This is a genomic window from Oxyplasma meridianum, from assembly GCF_038024865.1.
Taxonomy (GTDB): domain Archaea; phylum Thermoplasmatota; class Thermoplasmata; order Thermoplasmatales; family Thermoplasmataceae; genus Oxyplasma; species Oxyplasma meridianum.
In genome coordinates this window covers 406,688-424,970 of sequence record NZ_CP133772.1, presented here as the reverse complement: position 1 = coordinate 424,970, position 18,283 = coordinate 406,688, and the positions used below count along the sequence as shown (strand labels likewise).

At 39.4% G+C, this 18,283-nt stretch carries 16 protein-coding genes; 10 read left to right on the top strand and 6 right to left on the bottom strand.

Annotated elements, in window-relative coordinates:
• Positions 1-6: 6 nt before the first annotated feature.
• Positions 7-603, bottom strand: a complete 597-nt coding sequence (locus tag OXIME_RS02180; protein WP_393971849.1) for a chorismate mutase — start codon at positions 601-603, stop codon at positions 7-9.
• A 247-nt stretch (positions 604-850) separates the two neighbouring features.
• Between OXIME_RS02180 and OXIME_RS02175 the strand changes: the two genes are divergently transcribed.
• Positions 851-1,465: a class I SAM-dependent methyltransferase gene (locus tag OXIME_RS02175; RefSeq protein WP_393971848.1), complete on the top strand. Its 615-nt coding sequence runs from the start codon at positions 851-853 to the stop codon at positions 1,463-1,465.
• Positions 1,466-1,483: 18 nt separating this feature from the next.
• Here OXIME_RS02175 and OXIME_RS02170 read toward each other — a convergent pair whose 3' ends face one another.
• On the bottom strand, positions 1,484-1,828 hold the full coding sequence (locus OXIME_RS02170) for a rhodanese-like domain-containing protein (protein ID WP_393971847.1): 345 nt from the start codon (positions 1,826-1,828) through the stop codon (positions 1,484-1,486).
• A 121-nt stretch (positions 1,829-1,949) separates the two neighbouring features.
• Positions 1,950-3,092, bottom strand: coding sequence for a cytochrome P450 (locus OXIME_RS02165; protein ID WP_393971846.1), 1,143 nt, complete (start codon positions 3,090-3,092; stop codon positions 1,950-1,952).
• Positions 3,093-3,236: 144 nt separating this feature from the next.
• On the opposite strand from OXIME_RS02165, the gene OXIME_RS02160 reads away from it, so the two are divergent.
• The 5 genes from OXIME_RS02160 to OXIME_RS02140 all read left to right on the top strand — a co-directional run bounded on the left by OXIME_RS02160 (position 3,237) and on the right by OXIME_RS02140 (position 7,115).
• Positions 3,237-3,818 carry a class I SAM-dependent methyltransferase gene (locus tag OXIME_RS02160; protein WP_393971845.1) on the top strand — a complete coding sequence of 194 codons (582 nt, stop codon included), beginning with the start codon at positions 3,237-3,239 and terminating at the stop codon, positions 3,816-3,818.
• A 239-nt stretch (positions 3,819-4,057) separates the two neighbouring features.
• Complete coding sequence (locus OXIME_RS02155; RefSeq protein WP_393971844.1) at positions 4,058-4,261, top strand: hypothetical protein; 204 nt, start codon at positions 4,058-4,060, stop codon at positions 4,259-4,261.
• A gap of 129 nt (positions 4,262-4,390) precedes the next feature.
• The gene (locus OXIME_RS02150; RefSeq protein WP_393971843.1) at positions 4,391-4,558 is read left to right on the top strand and encodes a hypothetical protein; all 168 of its coding nucleotides are present in this window, start codon (positions 4,391-4,393) and stop codon (positions 4,556-4,558) included.
• 356 nt (positions 4,559-4,914) lie between these two features.
• On the top strand, positions 4,915-5,784 hold the full coding sequence (locus tag OXIME_RS02145) for an EamA family transporter (RefSeq protein ID WP_393971842.1): 870 nt from the start codon (positions 4,915-4,917) through the stop codon (positions 5,782-5,784).
• A gap of 74 nt (positions 5,785-5,858) precedes the next feature.
• Complete coding sequence (locus OXIME_RS02140; protein ID WP_393971841.1) at positions 5,859-7,115, top strand: MFS transporter; 1,257 nt, start codon at positions 5,859-5,861, stop codon at positions 7,113-7,115.
• Here OXIME_RS02140 and OXIME_RS02135 read toward each other — a convergent pair.
• Positions 7,112-7,699: a cob(I)yrinic acid a,c-diamide adenosyltransferase gene (locus tag OXIME_RS02135; protein WP_393971840.1), complete on the bottom strand. Its 588-nt coding sequence runs from the start codon at positions 7,697-7,699 to the stop codon at positions 7,112-7,114. The genes OXIME_RS02140 and OXIME_RS02135 overlap by 4 nt on opposite strands.
• Before the next feature lie 101 nt (positions 7,700-7,800).
• Between OXIME_RS02135 and OXIME_RS02130 the strand changes: the two genes are divergently transcribed.
• The 4 genes from OXIME_RS02130 to OXIME_RS02115 all read left to right on the top strand — a co-directional run bounded on the left by OXIME_RS02130 (position 7,801) and on the right by OXIME_RS02115 (position 11,056).
• On the top strand, positions 7,801-8,469 hold the full coding sequence (locus OXIME_RS02130; RefSeq protein ID WP_393971839.1) for a 16S rRNA methyltransferase: 669 nt from the start codon (positions 7,801-7,803) through the stop codon (positions 8,467-8,469).
• An 81-nt stretch (positions 8,470-8,550) separates the two neighbouring features.
• Positions 8,551-8,988: a 30S ribosomal protein S15 gene (locus OXIME_RS02125; protein WP_393971838.1), complete on the top strand. Its 438-nt coding sequence runs from the start codon at positions 8,551-8,553 to the stop codon at positions 8,986-8,988.
• Positions 8,985-10,328, top strand: coding sequence for a DHH family phosphoesterase (locus tag OXIME_RS02120; RefSeq protein WP_393971837.1), 1,344 nt, complete (start codon positions 8,985-8,987; stop codon positions 10,326-10,328). The genes OXIME_RS02125 and OXIME_RS02120 overlap by 4 nt, the downstream gene beginning before the upstream one ends.
• Before the next feature lie 71 nt (positions 10,329-10,399).
• Complete coding sequence (locus OXIME_RS02115; RefSeq protein WP_393971836.1) at positions 10,400-11,056, top strand: hypothetical protein; 657 nt, start codon at positions 10,400-10,402, stop codon at positions 11,054-11,056.
• Positions 11,057-11,063: 7 nt separating this feature from the next.
• On the opposite strand, the gene OXIME_RS02110 is transcribed toward OXIME_RS02115, so the two are convergent.
• Together OXIME_RS02110 and OXIME_RS02105 are read right to left on the bottom strand one after the other, a co-directional pair.
• Complete coding sequence (locus OXIME_RS02110; protein ID WP_393971835.1) at positions 11,064-11,873, bottom strand: hypothetical protein; 810 nt, start codon at positions 11,871-11,873, stop codon at positions 11,064-11,066.
• The gene (locus tag OXIME_RS02105; RefSeq protein WP_393971834.1) at positions 11,870-18,211 is read right to left on the bottom strand and encodes an STT3 domain-containing protein; all 6,342 of its coding nucleotides are present in this window, start codon (positions 18,209-18,211) and stop codon (positions 11,870-11,872) included. The genes OXIME_RS02110 and OXIME_RS02105 overlap by 4 nt, the downstream gene beginning before the upstream one ends.
• Between the last annotated feature and the right edge of the window lie 72 nt (positions 18,212-18,283).

Below are 18,283 nucleotides of genomic sequence, written 5' to 3'. Positions count from 1 at the left end.
CCCATCTCAATCAACCTGTACCCTGGTAAAGCTGAAGTTTACCTGGAGAATTACCGGATTCAGACTCATAGTTCCGCTATCATCTAATGAGATGTGGTAAATCTCCTTGTCTCTGGAATGCCCAATCCTTAGGTCCGGAGAATCACAACTGTCATTTATTATATGTGCACCGTTTCTTACTGCACCCAGAACAAATGCAGAGTCAAGTTCCCTGGAGGAGTATATCTCTGATCCTGGTCTGCTGGAAAGCAATCCAGCCACATATTCAAGAATGGAATTTTCGCCGCTTAACTGCAAACATCTTTCAGAAAGATATACTTCAAGTGTTTCATCGACTTTATCCTGGCATGATATTGAGAACTCGAAAATCATGTTAAGGATTGACCGTTGTCTTGGGCTTAGATTACCTAATTTATTTAAAACAATTTCCTCTCTCCTTCTATCCCTTATCTCAAAATTTTCCTTTTCCTTAACACTGGCTATTATTCTTGAAAGTTCTTCCCTTTCTTTAAACAGGCGGACAAGTTCCATTGTATTTTGCAGTATGTCCTTCCGCACTTTTTCCAGTAACCCTGACGTAGCATCCCTTATAAAATAAATCACTATTATCTCTCTTCATAGTGCGTGTTATTATCTAACACTATATAAATTTACCTTATCGATCCCATGGCTGATGGATGGGCTTTTAAAAAAAATTATCTGCATATCTTCAACTTTTGGGATAGATAATCCAAATGTAAGAAGTGAAACAATAACGACTTTCAGCTGCTGAAAAACTGTTTATTGGCAATTTTTCAGTTGCCGTGGAAGGACGGTAGCATTGTTAAATAATACGTAGGAGTCTTGAATCATGGAAGAACAGTACAAAAAGGACCTTTATGAGAGGGGGGAAGAGAGATTCGGATCAATAGGATCAAGAATGTATTCTTTTAGCAGGATCATCCCTACAGTGCGGAACTTTTACAAATTCGTGCTAGAAGATCTGAATTCAATGGAATTTCAAAATATACTTGACATAGGATGCGGAGATGGACATGTGATCATTGAACTTGCAAAAGCTAGAAGCAATTTCAAAGGGAGAGGAATAGACCCCTCTCAACAGATGGTGAATGTTGCCACGAAAAGGTCCAAAGGATCAGGAGTTGAACAGAGGATCAATTTTAAAATTGGAAGCAGCCGTGAAATACCTGATAAGGATAAGTATAACGTGATTTATACCACCATGTCCTTTCATCACTGGAAAGAGAGAGAAAAATCCATTGAAGGCATTATGCAGAGATTGAAGCAAGGTGGTAGTTTTATTGTGTATGAGGTTACCGATAACGGCAGTTTCAGCAAAAGATTTGTAAAGTCACACCTCATGGATGCCCATACATTCCAGAGAATTGCACAAAATATTGGCCTGGAAATAGATCTAAAGGAGAAAAGCGGATTTATAAGGTGCATGTTCAAAAGATCTATATAAAGCAATAATATGAAAAAATCATTTTTCTATATTCTTTCCGGATCTTTTCCAGGATCCCATACCACCTTTAAGATGCGCCACATTTACAAAGCCACTCTTCAGGAACATTGCGCCTGCAGCCCTGCTCCTGTGGCCGGTTGCGCAAATAAGGATATATTTCTGGTCTTTAGGCAGTTGGGATATATGATCCTTTATTGAACCCAGTGGGATATGTTTTGAATTAGCTATATGGCCTTCGCCGTACTCGGAACTTGTTCTTACATCAATAATAACCGTACCTTTTTCTTGTGCCTTTTTTTCAACTGTTTCAGGATCAAGTTCCTCAAGCCCATCTGGAGTTATGAAATAATCAAGAAATGACATAGCGGGGTAATGGTTTACAGTTAATAAGGTTTAAAATTTCAAATGTGTTTATTCTATTAATGTTCATTTTAATAATTATATTTTTTTAGGTTTATTGATCTTCTCTCCCGCTTCAGGTAAATTATGAGACTTTTACTGTAAGTTCCTTGAGTCCATAGACAATTGTACTGTCCTGAGGCACAATTGGAGAATTTCTGTCAATAGTAATCATATGGTATTTTTCCAATAGTGTCTCAAGTGCAATTTTACCCTCAAGCCTGGCAAGTGGGGCACCAAGGCAGTAGTGTATCCCCTCTCCAAATGCTATATGCCTGTTTTCCTTCCTGTTGATATCGAAACTATCCGCGTCAGGGAAAATCGATTCGTCTCTGTTGGCTGAACCGATCCATGGGACCATTATGCTTCCAGCTGGAACCTTTACTCCATTTATTTCTGTGTCATTTATTGCAACTCTGTATATTGACTGGACCGGGCTTCTGTATCTTAGAACTTCTTCGATGGCCCTTGGAATCAGCCCTTTATCAGATCTGATTTCATTCATTGTCCCTGGGTTTTCATCAAAACATAAAAGGGAATTGGATATGAGATTGGTGGTGGTTTCATTTCCTGCCACAAGCAACAGAATAAAGAAGCCCAAGCTCTCCAGTTCAGAGAGATGATCTCCATCAACTTCTGCGTTTATTATGGCAGTTATGAGGTCGTCCCTAGGTTCTTTTTCCCTCTCCACCATCATTTTCCTGAAATATTCAATCATTTCCTTCATTATGGCGGGAAACTCAGCGTAATTACTTTCTGAACCGCCAACTACATTATCCGACCATCTCTTGAATTTGTTCATGTCTTTTACGGGAATGCCCAGCATGGTGGCTATTACAGTTACTGGGAGAGGAGAAGTGTATTCTTTGACTATGTCAAATTTTCCATCTCTGTGTACCGAAAGAAGGTTTTCACATATCTCCCTTATAGCTGGTTCCATTTTCTCCACAGATCTTGGTGTGAATGCCCGTGAAACTATATTCCTCAATTTTGTATGCCTTGGGGGATCCAGGTTTATGATACTTTCAGAAATCGGTCCTCCTGCCGGGTTGAATGCTTTTCCAAACTGCGAAGAAAATTCCTTGAAATTGGAAAGAACGCGCTTTACATCCTCATATCTGAAAACATTCCAAAGTCCATACTCACTGTCCCTGAAGACAGGTTTAGATGTTCTCATCGCTTTGTACCAGGGAAACGGATTCAAGAGATCCCTTTTCATTTCTTCCATAGATATCCGCGCTTAATTCAGAGAGGGTATAAATATTTAATTGCTTAGTAATTAATTACATAATGTGGAAAGAAACATTTCAACAACCTGTCCGCATGATTTTCCAAATAAAAAAGGTTAAAGTTTCAACCCATATAATCATTTATGGATAAAAGAGTGGATTTTGGCGTGTATCACCATTCCAGCAGGACCGAATCTGAAGAATTAAGGAAAACCATTGTTTCTTTATTTGATAAAGCAGCAGAAAAATTGAGAATTGAAAATGACGCTGAAAAATTTACAAAATGCCTGGATGCAGGCTGTGGAAGTGGTTTTGTATCCTACATCCTTCATGAAAGTTTTAAAAACACACATATATGGGCGATTGACAATTTTAAAGATTCCAGCCTTGAAAACAACTCAGTTGAAAAAACTGTTAATAATTTTGAACGTCTGGGAATAACCGATTTCATAACAGTTGTAAAAGCTGACCTGAAGAAAATACCATACACGGATGGTTATTTTGACCTGGCTGCTTCCAGTCTTGTCTACCATAATTTTGGCCATGATCTCTTTCTTGGAATCAAAGAAATTTACCGGGTGCTGAAAGATGATGGAATATTCCTGTATGGCGATATTTTCATTGAGAAGAATATTAATCAGATAAAGGCACTCTTCAATGTTGAAAATACGCTTAAACCTGAATATATGAAGGAATACTCTCTTCTTATGCTTTCTAAAAAGTAGATATGTTTGTAAAAATGCAGATATTCCCATTCAATGTTGCATTGAAACATGACAGGAGGTGTGATCCCGAGTGAAAAGGCCATCCGTGATAACCAATTATGTTGCAATAGCAACTGGGTACCAGCCTGCCGAACTGACCTTTGACCGTCGGATATATGCTCTTCGGGTACAGCATTATTTCACAGTTGCTCTTTTAATATTTGTATACTCAGGCGCAGTCCAGTCTGCATTTGGGTTACATGGCAATAGTAATAGAAGTTTACTCCTTTATAATCACGGCATTTCTGATCAATCTGCCGCACAGATTCTACGGCCCACATATACAGCACCAGAGACCATTTCCTGTTTTTAAAAACATTCTTTCTCTAAGTTTTCTGCTGACTGATGAGATCAATGCAATTTTAGTATTTCATCCTGATCTGGAAAAGCGTAGAATGCAGTAAATGTATATCCATGCGTATATTGTATGGATAGGTGAAACAGTTCCTGAGACAGTTTTTCCGAAAAGCGTTCCATTGAAATTCATATGTTAATTCGCCCTGGCGCTTACATCACTTTCTGTTGGACTTTTTGTGTCCCGGATAGATAATGCAGGGAGTTTTGTTGTTGCAATTATTTCTGGCATAGTTGCCGTAAAATGGCAAGTAATGGGACTTTCAGATATTTTCATGATCGTGCCTATAATTTCCGGCCTCTTCGCAGGGGTTTTACTGGTCAGAAGAGATGGCAAACGTGAATGATAGGCTGATCCTGATAATACTAACCCTTGTACTCCTCAGCTTTCTTCAGAGATTTAACCTTTAAGCATTTTTTTTTAGAATAAGAGATGAAAAAGATCTGCAGAGGGTGTTTGATATGCTGGCAATTTCTTCATTTACTCCCCTCTATATACAATATACAGAAGCTTGACCTAAAGGCTTTAGTCTCACTAGCTGCGGCGTTTGCAGTTATCACGAAGGCAAAAACATGGGGGTTGGCAGTTATTGGATCCAGGGCTTTCTCTCTGGTTTATATGGTTTTGTGACCTAAGAAAATACCCCTTGTTGTAACACCAACAGAATAAATAGAGAGATCATATACAGCACGGTCAAGGTAAATGATTCTGGAGTTAAGCCTCTTCCTGTCTTTGGGTGTCCTCACACTCTGGACTTTTTCAAATACCATAATAAAGAAAGTAAGCGTCCAACTGGGCACTTATCGTACCTCGTCCATAGTTGTGGGCTTGGGCATATTCCCCATGTTAATCGCAATCCTGGTAGAAAGGCCATTGTTCCATTATTCTAGTTTTCTTCTCCTTTCCCTTGTTTCAGGTGTTATGCTGGGCGCCGGATACATATTATTCTACAAAGCACTTGAGAAAGAAAAAGTGTCAAGTGCAGGTGTTATGTTCAACCTCCAGCAGATAATAGTAATCTCCATCGGCATTCTTTTTCTGAAGGAGAATTCTGGACCATATACATATATTGGGATAACTCTCATAATAATGGGTGCACTTTTAGTTTCAGTAAATAGAAATGTAAAGATCAATAGGATTCTTCTTCTGGCCGCAGCTGCAAACATAATCTGGGGTCTTTACTACATTCCTCTTTCTCGGGCCATTTTTGCAGTGCATTTTTCAACCACACCACTGATCCTTGCAAGAATTGTGGGTTTTTTCATCATAACAATTATCTTTCTGCCAAGGATAATGAAGGCAAGAAAGAAACCTAACACAGAAAAGCAGGGGCGTTACAGATCCGTCCTTGCACTGGGGGTGCTTGCAGGGCTTCTTGATGGGAGTGCAAATGTGGTCTATGCCTCTGCAATTTCCGGAGATTTTATCGTGCTTGCTGGGTCAATAGTTGCCATTCTACCGGCAACTATTGCCATATCTGGAGTACTGTTCTTCAGGGAAAAACTGACTGCAATACAGGCATTCGGAATTATATTGGCAATAGCCGGTGCTCTTGTCATATCTTTGATCTGACCTGGAAGATGTTTGTTTTGGCGTTTAATAAGCGCTAAATACAACCGGACCATATAAGTGGAAGAAAGGTCTTTATGTCTTTATTCAAACCGGGTGCCGAAGGAAAAGATCGGCTGAATATTTTCGTAAAGGCCATATCCACCACAGAGTTCATAAGAACATTTGGAAGATCTGCAGCTTGGGTGATAATACCACTTTATCTTGCAGATATTCGGCACATATCTTTTATAGTCATAGGGCTTCTATTCTTTCTTACCTCAGTAATATCTCTCCCGTTTTCCCTTTATGGGGGAAGAATAATTGACAGAATTGGTCGGAGGAGAGTTGTTCTTGTTCTTCCACCCATTGTTTTCACCCTATTCCTATCATTGACATTTGCCATACAGTTTTCTTCACCCACCATTGTGGTTGAAACAATATATCTCTTCATTGCACCTTTTGGCAGCGTTCAGGCAATAGCTGATAATGTAATAATCACTGATACAACCACCATAACGGGGAGAATTGAAGCTTTCAGTATAATAAGGATTGCGGGTAATGTTGGTTTCGCATTTGGCCCCGCAATAGGGGGATTTCTTGCAGGTATAAGCTATGCACTTGTGTTCCTTGCTCCAGCCATAGCTTCAATACTTGAATGGTTTGTGTATATTTTCGTTGTAAAGGAGACAAAGGCAGCCATTGATAAGGATTCTGTAATACTGAGGAAAATCAGGTTCCCATGGAATGATAAAATATTCATGGGCTGGAGCCTGCTTATTGCAGCCTCATTTTTCGCTGTTGGTCAATGGGGACCCACCCTGACTCTGTTCCTGTCCACGGATTATCTATTCACAGCCTACCAGATTGGGGTGATGTATGCCATAAACGGCATTGTTGTTGCTATATTTCAGCTTCCGGTTAACAGACTTGTTAGTAAACTCTCAGAACCAAATAGAATTTCACTAGGCCTTATATTTTATGCTGTAACTTTCCTGCTGATATCTTTTTCTTCAAATTTCTATTTCATTCTCATAGATATAGCATTCCTTACAATAGGAGAGAATATATCAACACCGCCCATCACCAGTTCCATAGGAAAAATGGCTCCATCAGATAAAAGAGGTCAATATTATGGCGTATTCCAGGTTTTTTCAAGCACATTGAGTCCCCTTGCAATCGTTTTTGGAACTTCTATTCTCCCATTTTTTCTGAAAATGCCCGTAATATTTTGGGGAATAATATTTGCAATTAATATTTCAGTAGCATTTTTCATATTTTTCTATGGTACGGGAAACAGATTGAAACAGAGACTTGCTGGAGAAGATTCCCTCCCTATGCAGCCAGCATCCTAAAAATCAATGCCTCTTCTTGCAGGATATCCTTTTGAATACGGGTGTTTGATTTCCTTCATTTCCGTTACAAGGCTGGCCCTTTCCATAATCTCTTCTGGCATTTTTCTTCCGGTGAGTACAACTTCAACGTTTACAGGCTTTTTATCCAGCATGTTTAGGACCTGAACTAATGAAAGCAGGTTGTAATATAAAGCCACGTTGATCTCATCAAGAATTACAATATCCCATTTACCCTCGGCTATGTTCTTTTCCATTTCCAGGAACTCTTCCTGTACTTTTGCCCTGTATTCAGGAGGAGGGACCCCCTTTTTGCAGAACCTAACGTTCCTGACTTTCTTCCTGTCCTCTATGGGCATATCCTCCTCCCATGCTATAAAGTAAGGCATTCCTACATATTTTACCGTCATGCTGTCCGGAAACTTTAAGGCTCCACGGTTTTCCCCGTATGTACCCAACTTCATGAATTGCAGTACGTAGACCTTATAGCCCCATCCTGATGCACGAAACGCCAGGCCAAATGCCGCAGTAGTTTTTCCCTTTCCGTTACCTGTATAAACCTCAATAAGGCCGTCTTTGATTTTCAAGAGTGAACCACGATGGGATATTGCAATTCATTTAAATTTGTATTTCTAAGTGAAACTGGAAAAAATTTCAATACTCAGCATTCAATACCTGTTATGTCGAAATGATTAACCTCATAATTGCAGACGCAGAAATAGAATTCATACCAGCGGAACTCTCCCATGATTTCAACATAATCAATCTGGCAAAGAAGAGAGGGAAAAGTTTTGACAGGATACTGCTTGATTCCAACTATATGCACAGTTCCATAGACAAGCATTTCCCGGGCGAATCCAACAGAAGAGGGAGGCCGGATATAATACATACCCTCCTTATGGTTGTGCAGGATTCCATTCTCAACAAAGAAAAGCAGATCAGGGTGATAATTCATACAAGAATGAATAAAATCATAACCATAAATCAGGAGACCAGGCTGCCCAGATCCTATAACAGGTTCACTGGCCTGTTGGAAAGCCTTTTTGTGAAAGGAAGAATTGAAAGTGATGGTACAGTATTGATGGAGTGCTACGATGGTACCCTTAAGGACGCATTAAGAATGGTCAACTCTGAACATGTAGTTGTATTATCGCCCTCAGGAGAGAAGAAACCCATTGATCAGATCACAGAAGAAAATGAAACAACTTACATCATAGGAGGATTCTCAGAGGGAGATTACATAAGTGATGCTTACTCCATGGGCAGATCGTGCTCTATCTACAGGGATGAACTTACCATCTGGACAGTAGCTTCTGAAATAATATGCTCAACAGAGAGACGGCTTGGATTGGTCTGATTCACTTTAATTTCTGCCTGGTTAATGCAGGAAAAAGGTAATTAATACCTATATAATCTGGGAGGGTTCAAGGTAATTTCAATGGCACGAATGCATACCAGAAAAAGGGGAAAATCAGGATCGAAAAGAGTATATTCGGATGAATCCAAAAGTTGGGTTCAGAGTAACAGTCAAGAGATTGAGGATATTATTGTGCAGCTAAGAAAGGAAGGTGGATCAAGTTCCTATATAGGCATAAGGCTGAGAGACCAGTATGGAATACCGGGAACGAAGATGATCCTGAATAAGAAAATAGGAACAGTGTTGAAGGAGAAAAATCTCAGTCCGGAAGTTCCAGAAGATCTGATGAACCTCATTAACCGATACAAGAATGTGACAAAACACATGCAGCTTAACAAAAATGATATGAGCAATAAAAGAGGTCAGCAGCTCATAATGGCAAAAATACTCAGAATGATAAGGTACTATAAGAACAAAGGCTACCTTTCGAGAGAATGGAACCTGAATAAAGTATTATGATTATGTTGAAAGACATAATAGAGAAGGAATTTTACGATGGGCTAAAGAATGGTGCAAGGCAGATTCTCAATGAGGATTATGTCAGAGTTCTTGCCCATTATGATGGAGATGGAACAAGTTCCGCCATAATTCTTACAAATGCCCTTAAGCGAAAGGGCATAAAATTCAACCTTGGTTATATAAAGGCACTGGACGGTGATAGTTTCAGAAAAAGGATTGAAGAGGATGATATCACAACTATTGTCGTTGACGCTGGGTCGGATCAGGTACAGTATGTTCCAGAATATGAAAAGATAATAGTACTGGATCATCATTTTTTCAACCATACCACTATAAAAGGTCTCAATATAAATGCCAGAGACTATCATGTGGATGGAACCAGGGAAGCATGTGGAGCCACCATGGCATTTCTTATGGCTTTGGCAATAGATGAGGCAAATGCAGATCTGTTTCCTTTTTTCGTGGCAGGCGCCATTGCAGACAAGCAGGACATTGGAGGATTTCATGGACTGAACAGAAAGCTTGTGGAGACTTATGGAAACAAAAGTCATGTATTTCGAGGCATAAATCTTGAAGGTGGGAACCTTATAGATTCTATAACCTATTCAACCGATCCTTTTTTCGATGATCTTACCGGAAAACCAGAGAATGTGGAGAAGTTCCTTTCTGGTATAAATATTCCAGGCAATCGCACATTGCAGGAACTGGGAGAAGATCAGATGAGAAGGTTGGCCGTCAACCTTTCACTTAAACTTCTGGAACAGGGAGTTGGTACTGAAGCCCTTAAGTATCTGGAAAGCGATATAATGAGTTTCGACGGCATGGAATTTTCATCCAAAGAACTGAGCAATATTATAGATGGGAATGGTAAGGTGGGATGGAATTCAATACCAGTCCAATTTTTCCTTGGTGATCAAACTGTTAGAGATGAGATGATAAAGAACTGGAAAGTTTTTAAAACCAAACTCATCGATTACGTTTACAGGACCAACAAAGAACTCTTTGAGGAGAGCCACCTGAGATATTTCTACGCCCCGGAATCAGAAATGGCGGGCGCAATAAGCGGTACTTTAATGCTCTATCTGGCCAGGCAGAATAAGCCACTCATAGGTTTTAATGTTGGTAATGGGGATACCAAAGTTTCCTCGAGAGGGACCAGGAGAATGGTAAAACATGGCCTTAACCTTTCACTTGTTATGAAGGAGGCGGGAAAAGAGGTTGGAGGTAGCGGTGGTGGGCATGATATTGCAGCCGGGGCCGTTATACCAAGGGGAAAGGAAAAGCAGTTTCTTGAAATAGCCAATAATATAGTTGCCGGACAGATAAAGATTCTTAACTGAATACGAAATTATATCTTATTTTAATGCTTTAATTCGCAAAGAATATAAGCCATCAATGCATTTTACTTTGAATGGTAAGGGTAGGCATATTTACTCTTGACTTCAAGTTTTACCATGATATCATAGCTGACCTTCGAAAATGGAAAATCCCATTCACAAGTTTGGAAAGCAAGAGCAACATACCAAGAGATATTTTAGTTGTTTTGAGTTCAGAAAAAGATGAGAGGTTCTGGGACAGACAGATAAATGCCAGAGATTCAACCTATGGAATTAGGAATTCGCTTCCTCTTCTGATGAATCTGGAGACCTTTGATGAAGTTATAATAGGCGTTGATCCAGGTCCCTATCCAGGCTTGGCAGTTGTTGCGGACAATGTACTCACAGAAGCCTTTGAAATGCCATTGATAGAGATGGTAAGATCGGAGGTTATTAAAATCAGGGACTCATACAGGTACAGGAATATATCAATCAAGATAGGGGATGGAGACAAACCACACAGAGACCAGATAATTCATGATCTTATTAGTACTGGAATAGATATTAAGGTAGTGGACGAAAGAAATACAAGTATGCCTCACAAGATCCACAATAATGCTCTCTCAGCTGCCCGAATTGCATCTCTTGGCAATATTTTTGTACCACCCAGAAACAATGAAAAAATGGGAAAAAAAGATGTATATGACAGGGAATTCCTCACAATTCAGGCTGCATTGAACAATGTTTTTTAATTTTTAATTACTTTTTCCATTTTGGCTTTCTTGGTATGTTTCTCCTTCTCCCCGCGCTCATTGCCAATATGACCATAAAAACTACGACCGCACCGGCAACATAGTATATCCAGCTGTAGTTGGGCACTGGCCCGTAATAGAATTTAGTCACGTAGTAGTTATGTCCGTCAGGTAAGGTTACCTGTGTGTTGGCAACAGTAACATTGAGGGTATTCTCACCCCTTATCACATTCAACACAACTTTATTGTTTGAAATAGTTGATGAAGAGTATGTATAATTCACATTAACTGATGATTTTGCAGGGATTTCATGGACTGTTTCGTTACCCACCTCAACGCTGTTAAGGATAAATTCTACGTTTACATTATATATGGGTGCATTGCCGGAATTGATCAATTTAGCGTGAAAAACGATTGGCTTAAGTATCTGAACACTAAAAGTACTTTCATATCTAACTGATGATGAACTAAAATTTGCAGTTTCTATATATGTAATTACCAATGGCCCAGGTACTGAGGGAGCAGTAATAGTTGCTGTAAGAACATCATTTTTCGTTGAATTTAGGTGTATGGTTGTGGCGTTGGAAGAGGATACTCCGGTGAGATTGTCAGCTGCAAGATATGCCGTAAGAGTATAATTTGTAAATCCGTAAGGTGCATCAAAAGTAACGTTAAATGTTGACCCCGTTGAAACAGCCGTAGGTGCAGTGGTGTTAACTGAGAAAGGGGGTATATATCCAGCAGTGGAGATCATTGGAATAAGTGCCATTGATACAAGAACCACCAGTACGATTAAGGATGCTGATCTCAACCTCATTTCTTTCTCCTCCCTCTGGTTGCAGCAATTACAAGCCCTGAAACAACTGCAACAGCTATGATTATAAGCCCGAAATACAGTGTGTCAGATGGATTTCCAGTAAAGTTGGCCCTAATGCCATTTCCAATTGGATATGGGCTTATGCTGACATACGCAGGTTTTTGGACGTATACCGGTTCGTGATATGTTACATTGTTTGACCCGGTGATATTGAATGAGAATGACAGAGGGTAAGCAGCTGCAGTTGAAATCGGGAAAAGCGTAAGATTGAGTTTCATTGATGACCCGAAGGGCACAGTTATATTTGTGATGTTTGATCCGTTCATAGTGAATGCGTAATTCCATGAAGCGTATTTCAATATGCTCTGATTTGCTGAATTTACTGTCATATTGACTTTTATGGCCGTTGTACCATTATTGACTATTGTGAATGGCACGTTAATGTCTTTTCCATATGCTACTGTTATTTTGCTGTAAACTACTTTGTAAAGTGCCTGACCTTGAACATTAACCGGAAGATTCTCTTTTAGAACGCGTGTATTGCCCGTGACGTTTACCGGAATCAGATCAGAACCGGCAGGTGAGGGGACCTTTTCAGTTACGTTTGCTGTAATGTTGATGCTCTGCCCTGGTTGAATATATATTTTCGATACGTTGAAATTCATTAACCATGAGGTTGAACCTGAAGACAATGTTATGTTCTGGGCTGAATTTCCGGCATTTGTAATGGTAAAGTTATACGGGAAACTCTGATTCAGATACGCATGTGGAGTCTTCTGGCTGCTCTTCAGAATGTACGCCTGTATTACCTGTTTTTGCAGGCTTATGGGGATATCTCCTGTTGAGTGCACATATTCTGTGTAATTTGTTTCATACGTTACAGATATAACTGTGCTGTTATATGTTGTTTCACTTGTCTGATATGATGAGGAGAATGTGTAATTTCCAAAGGGAAGCATGATATACTTCTTTGAGGTATTGAAAGTCATTGACGAGATACCCTTGGTTATTGTGACATTTGTTGTGTTGAGAAGCCTGTTTCCAACATTTACAGATATGTACTGAAGAGCGGCATTTTTCGCGTGTATTGTTGTGTTTAAATATTGCTGGAAACTGGGAACATATATATTTCCGAAAAACCCAACACCAGAAGCATTATTCATCAAATATAGAGTATAATTTCCACCGGTGATCATTACAGAGATGTTTCCGTATGAATTTGTAACAGATGATGCAACTGTATTTCCGGAGTGGTTCATAAGTTTGTAATATGTGTATTTAACAGGCGAGTTATCATATAAATTAAGTATGTTAACTGAGGTCTTGAAAGTAGTGGACTGGACTGGAACAGTAACCTTTTTGCTGCCGTTCAGGACTATATTCTGATAACCATGGAGTATGAAGTCACCACTTGAGTTAGAATACTGATTATAATATGAAACATTATAGCTTCCCGCTGGAAGTAATGCGGTTTTGGCATCAACATAGATGGTGCCAATATTTGAAGATATTCTGAATTCTCCGGATGCTATGTTGAGAGAGTTTGCATAGGTAAGTGTATAAGAAGTAAGCATCCTTGGACTAAGGGTGAGATTTTCCTGCAGATTAACAGTTGTTATGTTAGCACGCATCGATTTATTACTGTATACTGTGTATTCTCCAATTGGCAGGGAGACGTTGCTTACCATTTCTGCACCGCTTGAATTAAATATTGTAAAGTTTGTGGCTCCAAGAACCTCTATTGATGCCTCTGGGATAACATTAATTGTAAAGTTCTGATCAGCACTGCTGGAGTAAATTTTCACAGTAGAATCTGGAACAGCGAGGTTCATATTGCTTGTTGTGAGACTTATGGAATAGATGCCAGCAATGGTTTCAAGACTCGCCTTACCATCAGTGAATGATGTGGATGTACGGGTATTTCCATTCAGATAAATCTCACCTGACTTCTCAAGTATTTTAGAGTTATTTGTTAAAACTATGTTAACCTTGTAAAGCAGAGGTGACATAGAATATTCAAACGTAGGCGATGAAGCGTTAAATGTGACATTATACATAGTTCCAGTAAAGAATGCATTATAAGCCCTGGCCCTCAGAACTGATGAGTATGATGATGAGAAGTAAAGCTGGCTGAATCCTTTTCCAGATATATTGCTGAAATATACAGGAACATTGTCTGCATACAGTATCCCGATGCCAGAAGTAAGTGCAGTTGTGGATGTGTATGAAGAACCTGCCTGAGAATTGAAAGCGAACATGGATATTGAATTATTCTGATTTAGATTCAGGTTAAAGGTTTGATTTCCGCTAACTATATATCTGCTGAAACCATAAGAAGTAATTCCAGAGTGTATGGACTTTGCTGAGAATGAGTAGGTACCATCAGGGATAAGCATTGTAAAACTCCTGTTAGTAAGGTCACTGGTTGTTATGAAAGAGTTAGTTGAAAGAATCTCATAGTTTGCAGAATACGCATTAAAGGAAAGCCCTGAAATATGTGATGTAACTGTGACGTAGTTTGAACTCTGAAGATTTATATTTAGAGATGTATTTGTATTAACAGTTACAGTTTCAATGAACGCCTTTCCGGAAGAATTGGCATAAACCGTATAAACACCAAAGGGAAGTTCCTGAATGTATGTTTTACCAGTAGTTGTTATATTATAATAATTGGAAACATCTCCTTCTTCATAGAACCATATACTGGTTGGACCTGAGGAATTTGTAATTTTTCCGGATATTACCCCCGTTATCTCTGCGGTTAGGTTAACCGTTGCATTCAGTCCCCATCCGGGAAAATCCACTTTTGCAGTATTTGTCTCTGAAAGTGTTGAACTTGCGGAAAGTGTATAATTGCCGGGAAATACCCACATATTTGCATAACCATGGCTGTTGGTTATGTTTGAATATGTTCCTGATGGACCTTTGGCTGTCACTTTGTAATTTGAAACGGGATTTCCATTAATATTAACTTCCGCTTTTACTAAATTCATTTGGATTGGCACATTGAAATTAATATCTGACCCAATGGTAACTGCTAAATTTGTGACATTCCTGTACATTTTTCCCTTATAGTATACTGAAACATTGTAATTGTAAGCTGGTATGTCGTGCATAGAATATATTCCATCCACTATGGACAAATTATATGTTGCTCCATAGGTGCTGTTAGAAAGTATCACGTTTCCATTGAAGAAAGATGTTGAGTTCAAATAGGAATTGAAATCAGGTGCCTGCTGATAGACAAAATTTACAGAACCGCTTACGTTTGAAGAATTTACAACTGCGTTCTCATTGATGTAGTAATTTGGCAAACCAGATGATGCATTATACGATGTGGCTATTCTTTCGCCCTGCATCTCTGACACCGTTACATTTACATGCTTAATCACATTGGATCCATAAAGGTATACCGGGTTTATTTTACCTGTTGAGAAATAGAGCGAATCGTTTCCAGGTACTGCACTTATGTTGTAATATCCTTCGTTATTTGTCTTTACGTATCCCTTGGGTATACCATACTGATCCATAAGTGTAACAGTAACATTTGCAACTGGAAGCCCCGAAGGAGTCGTTACCCTTCCGTTTAATACTGCCCCAGGATAATATGCAAATATTGGATCCTCTGCTGAGATAAACTGTGAAGCTTCTGGAAACAGAATCACAGTGCCTTTCTTCTCTTTCTGGTATAAATACGCCTGCTGCAGTGGTATTGTTGAGAAATCATTTGGATATGCCTGGTAATTTTTATGTGGATTATACAGACTTGCACTGTATACTATCTCAAAGTTAGACATGTTCCAACCAGGCAGTACCGGATATGTAGAAGTTGAAGAAGTAAGCCCGGGAATTCCCGAAGTCATCCTAACTGCAGATGGGGGGTAACCCACCATAAATTTGTAAATTGTGGTGTTGTAAAACGCCGGAGCATACTCTATAGTGTAATTGACTGGAGTTTCTCCCGCTGGGAAATCATTGAGGGGGAAGTAAGATCCAGTGTTGTTCTCTGCGTATATCTGGTAGTAATTGGTAGGAACTATTTCACCGTCTGCTGAATAAGATGGCGTGTCGGTAAGATAAGAAGGAGCATAGAATGTTCCAGGGTCTGTACCGGAAGATGGGAACAGTTGGCGATCTATTTGTACATACTGGATGTTGTAACCTGTGTTACCTTCCAGTGCTGAATAAAGAGGTATCAGAGTAGACATAGGATAGTATGCGGAAAGGTACCCCTTAATAAATGCGAAGTATACATTAGCTGGGGTTATAACTGAAGAATAGTTGCCATATATTTTCTGATTGGATAGTACCAGTTTTTTGAATGATGCTGGGTTTTTACTTACATTGTATATCAGGCTTGTTGTTGGACCTCCAAGATATTTCATAAGGTCGTTATTTACGGCCTTACTGAAGGAATTGGAGTTGTTGGCAAAATTACCTTCAAGGACCCTCGCTATAAGAACTGATAGAACCTGAGATTGATTTTGTGCCAGCAGTATTGCACCTGTTGCCCTAAAACCCTGCTGAAAATCATCAGCAACTGCGGGATGCTGCCCCTGATATAATTCCTGGAAACCGTAATCCCACCATGAAACATAGGCAGGCCTTTGATCAAAGGGAACATTTGTATTCTGTGTACGGAGCCATGCAAATGATTGACTAAGAGGGGTTGAACCATTAACTATCCCGTATCCATAACCTCCAACGTATTTATCACTAAGATTGGTGGGGTTTGTTGTCTGAAGGAAACTTGGGAGTGCGCTATTGATTTCTGAGTTAATTTTTGCAGAGGAACTGGATGGTACACTTGCTGAAACCAAATTCAATCCTGATGGAAGAACCAGAACAGCTACCATAATGAAAACAAAAACAACATGTAACCAGCTGATATTACCCTTTAATGCCTTTCTTATTGTTGGTTGCGCCAGGACTCTTCTTCTTTTTATATCATTTAATTTAATCATTCTGGCAAAGTAAATTAGAATGCCTCCTCCAACTATCGCATATGCAGGTGCTGCTGTAATGTTAAATCTGTCAGCTTCAAAGCTCATATAGATTGATACCAATGAAAAGACTAGTATGAGTAAACTAGTATCCTTTCTGTCCTTGATGTAAAAGTAAATCATGTAGGCTAGGCCAGCAATACCTATGAAGAATTGGGCTACTCCAAAGCCACCTATATAACTTCCAAGTGCAGGAGCTGAAGCTTCTGCTATTGTTGAATAAACCCTTGTCTTAATGAAATAGCCATCACCGCTCAAAAGTCTTTCAAATGCACTGTGATAAAATATACTTAAACCGAAAAGGGAAGCAATAACAACTATAACAAGAAACGGAATGATAAGTAACCATGGTTTTCTACCGATTATATTTATCAGGGCGGCGAAAACTATTATCATCAGTGCCATTAAGACTTCTGAATTATACCATCCGGCAAGTTCCGAAACCCCTCTGTAATAATAAAAGCCCATGGCAAATCCAATTAGGGCGAACAGTATAGTGAAGTATGTGAGATACCCAGTTGGTCTCTTAAGAATAAGATTTGCGATGAGCTGTATCCCTACATAAATAAGAATTATAACTTCGATATACGCATAACCTTGCCAGGACAACATCAAACCACCCAGCGAAGCTCCAGCCAGGAGGCCATATATTGTTGCCACACGGTTTGACCTTATATAATTCAAGGTTGATGGAATATACCCCTTTAAATTCGACTGATTTTCTACTATACGTACTTTTTTTGCATGTTTCATGGCTTTCAGGAAGAAATATACAGCAAAGAATGCAAAAATCAATTCTGGAGTGTGCATTCTCCCGCCGCTAAGTATTCCCGATGAAAGGTTGCTCGGCATCAATGTGTAAAGGAATGCTGCCATTAGACCTGCTTTCTTTCCGAATATTTCTCTTCCTATTAGGTATACAGGTATTATGAGGAGCGCGCCGAAGACAGCATCCAGTTCCTCAAATACATAGTAGGCAGCGTTATTAAGTCCGAATATAGGAGACAGTATCTCCGCGAAGAAAACAACCAGCCAGTGGAAAAATGGGTTCCTGGGATTTATGGAACCCAATGGATAGTTAAGTGCGGCGTCATAAACGAGTTGCACATGGTACTGCAATATGTACTCTATGACCCTGAAATTGTAGTATGGGTCACTGCCCCCAGAGGTAGGCAGACTGCTCAATAGGTTCTTTCCTCCTATTACAATGCTCCAGGAATAGTAATTTCCCAGAAACAGGTAAAGTGCGAATAATATTCCGAGGACAATCACCTCCGAATAGTCTCCCAGTTTTTGAGAAACTGGTTTCTTGTATATATTATCTTGAAGTTCCATGGCTTCGTTACCTAGGTAGCACTAATATAATCTAAATATAAAAAACTAAGGTAACAGTAACATTAATAATGC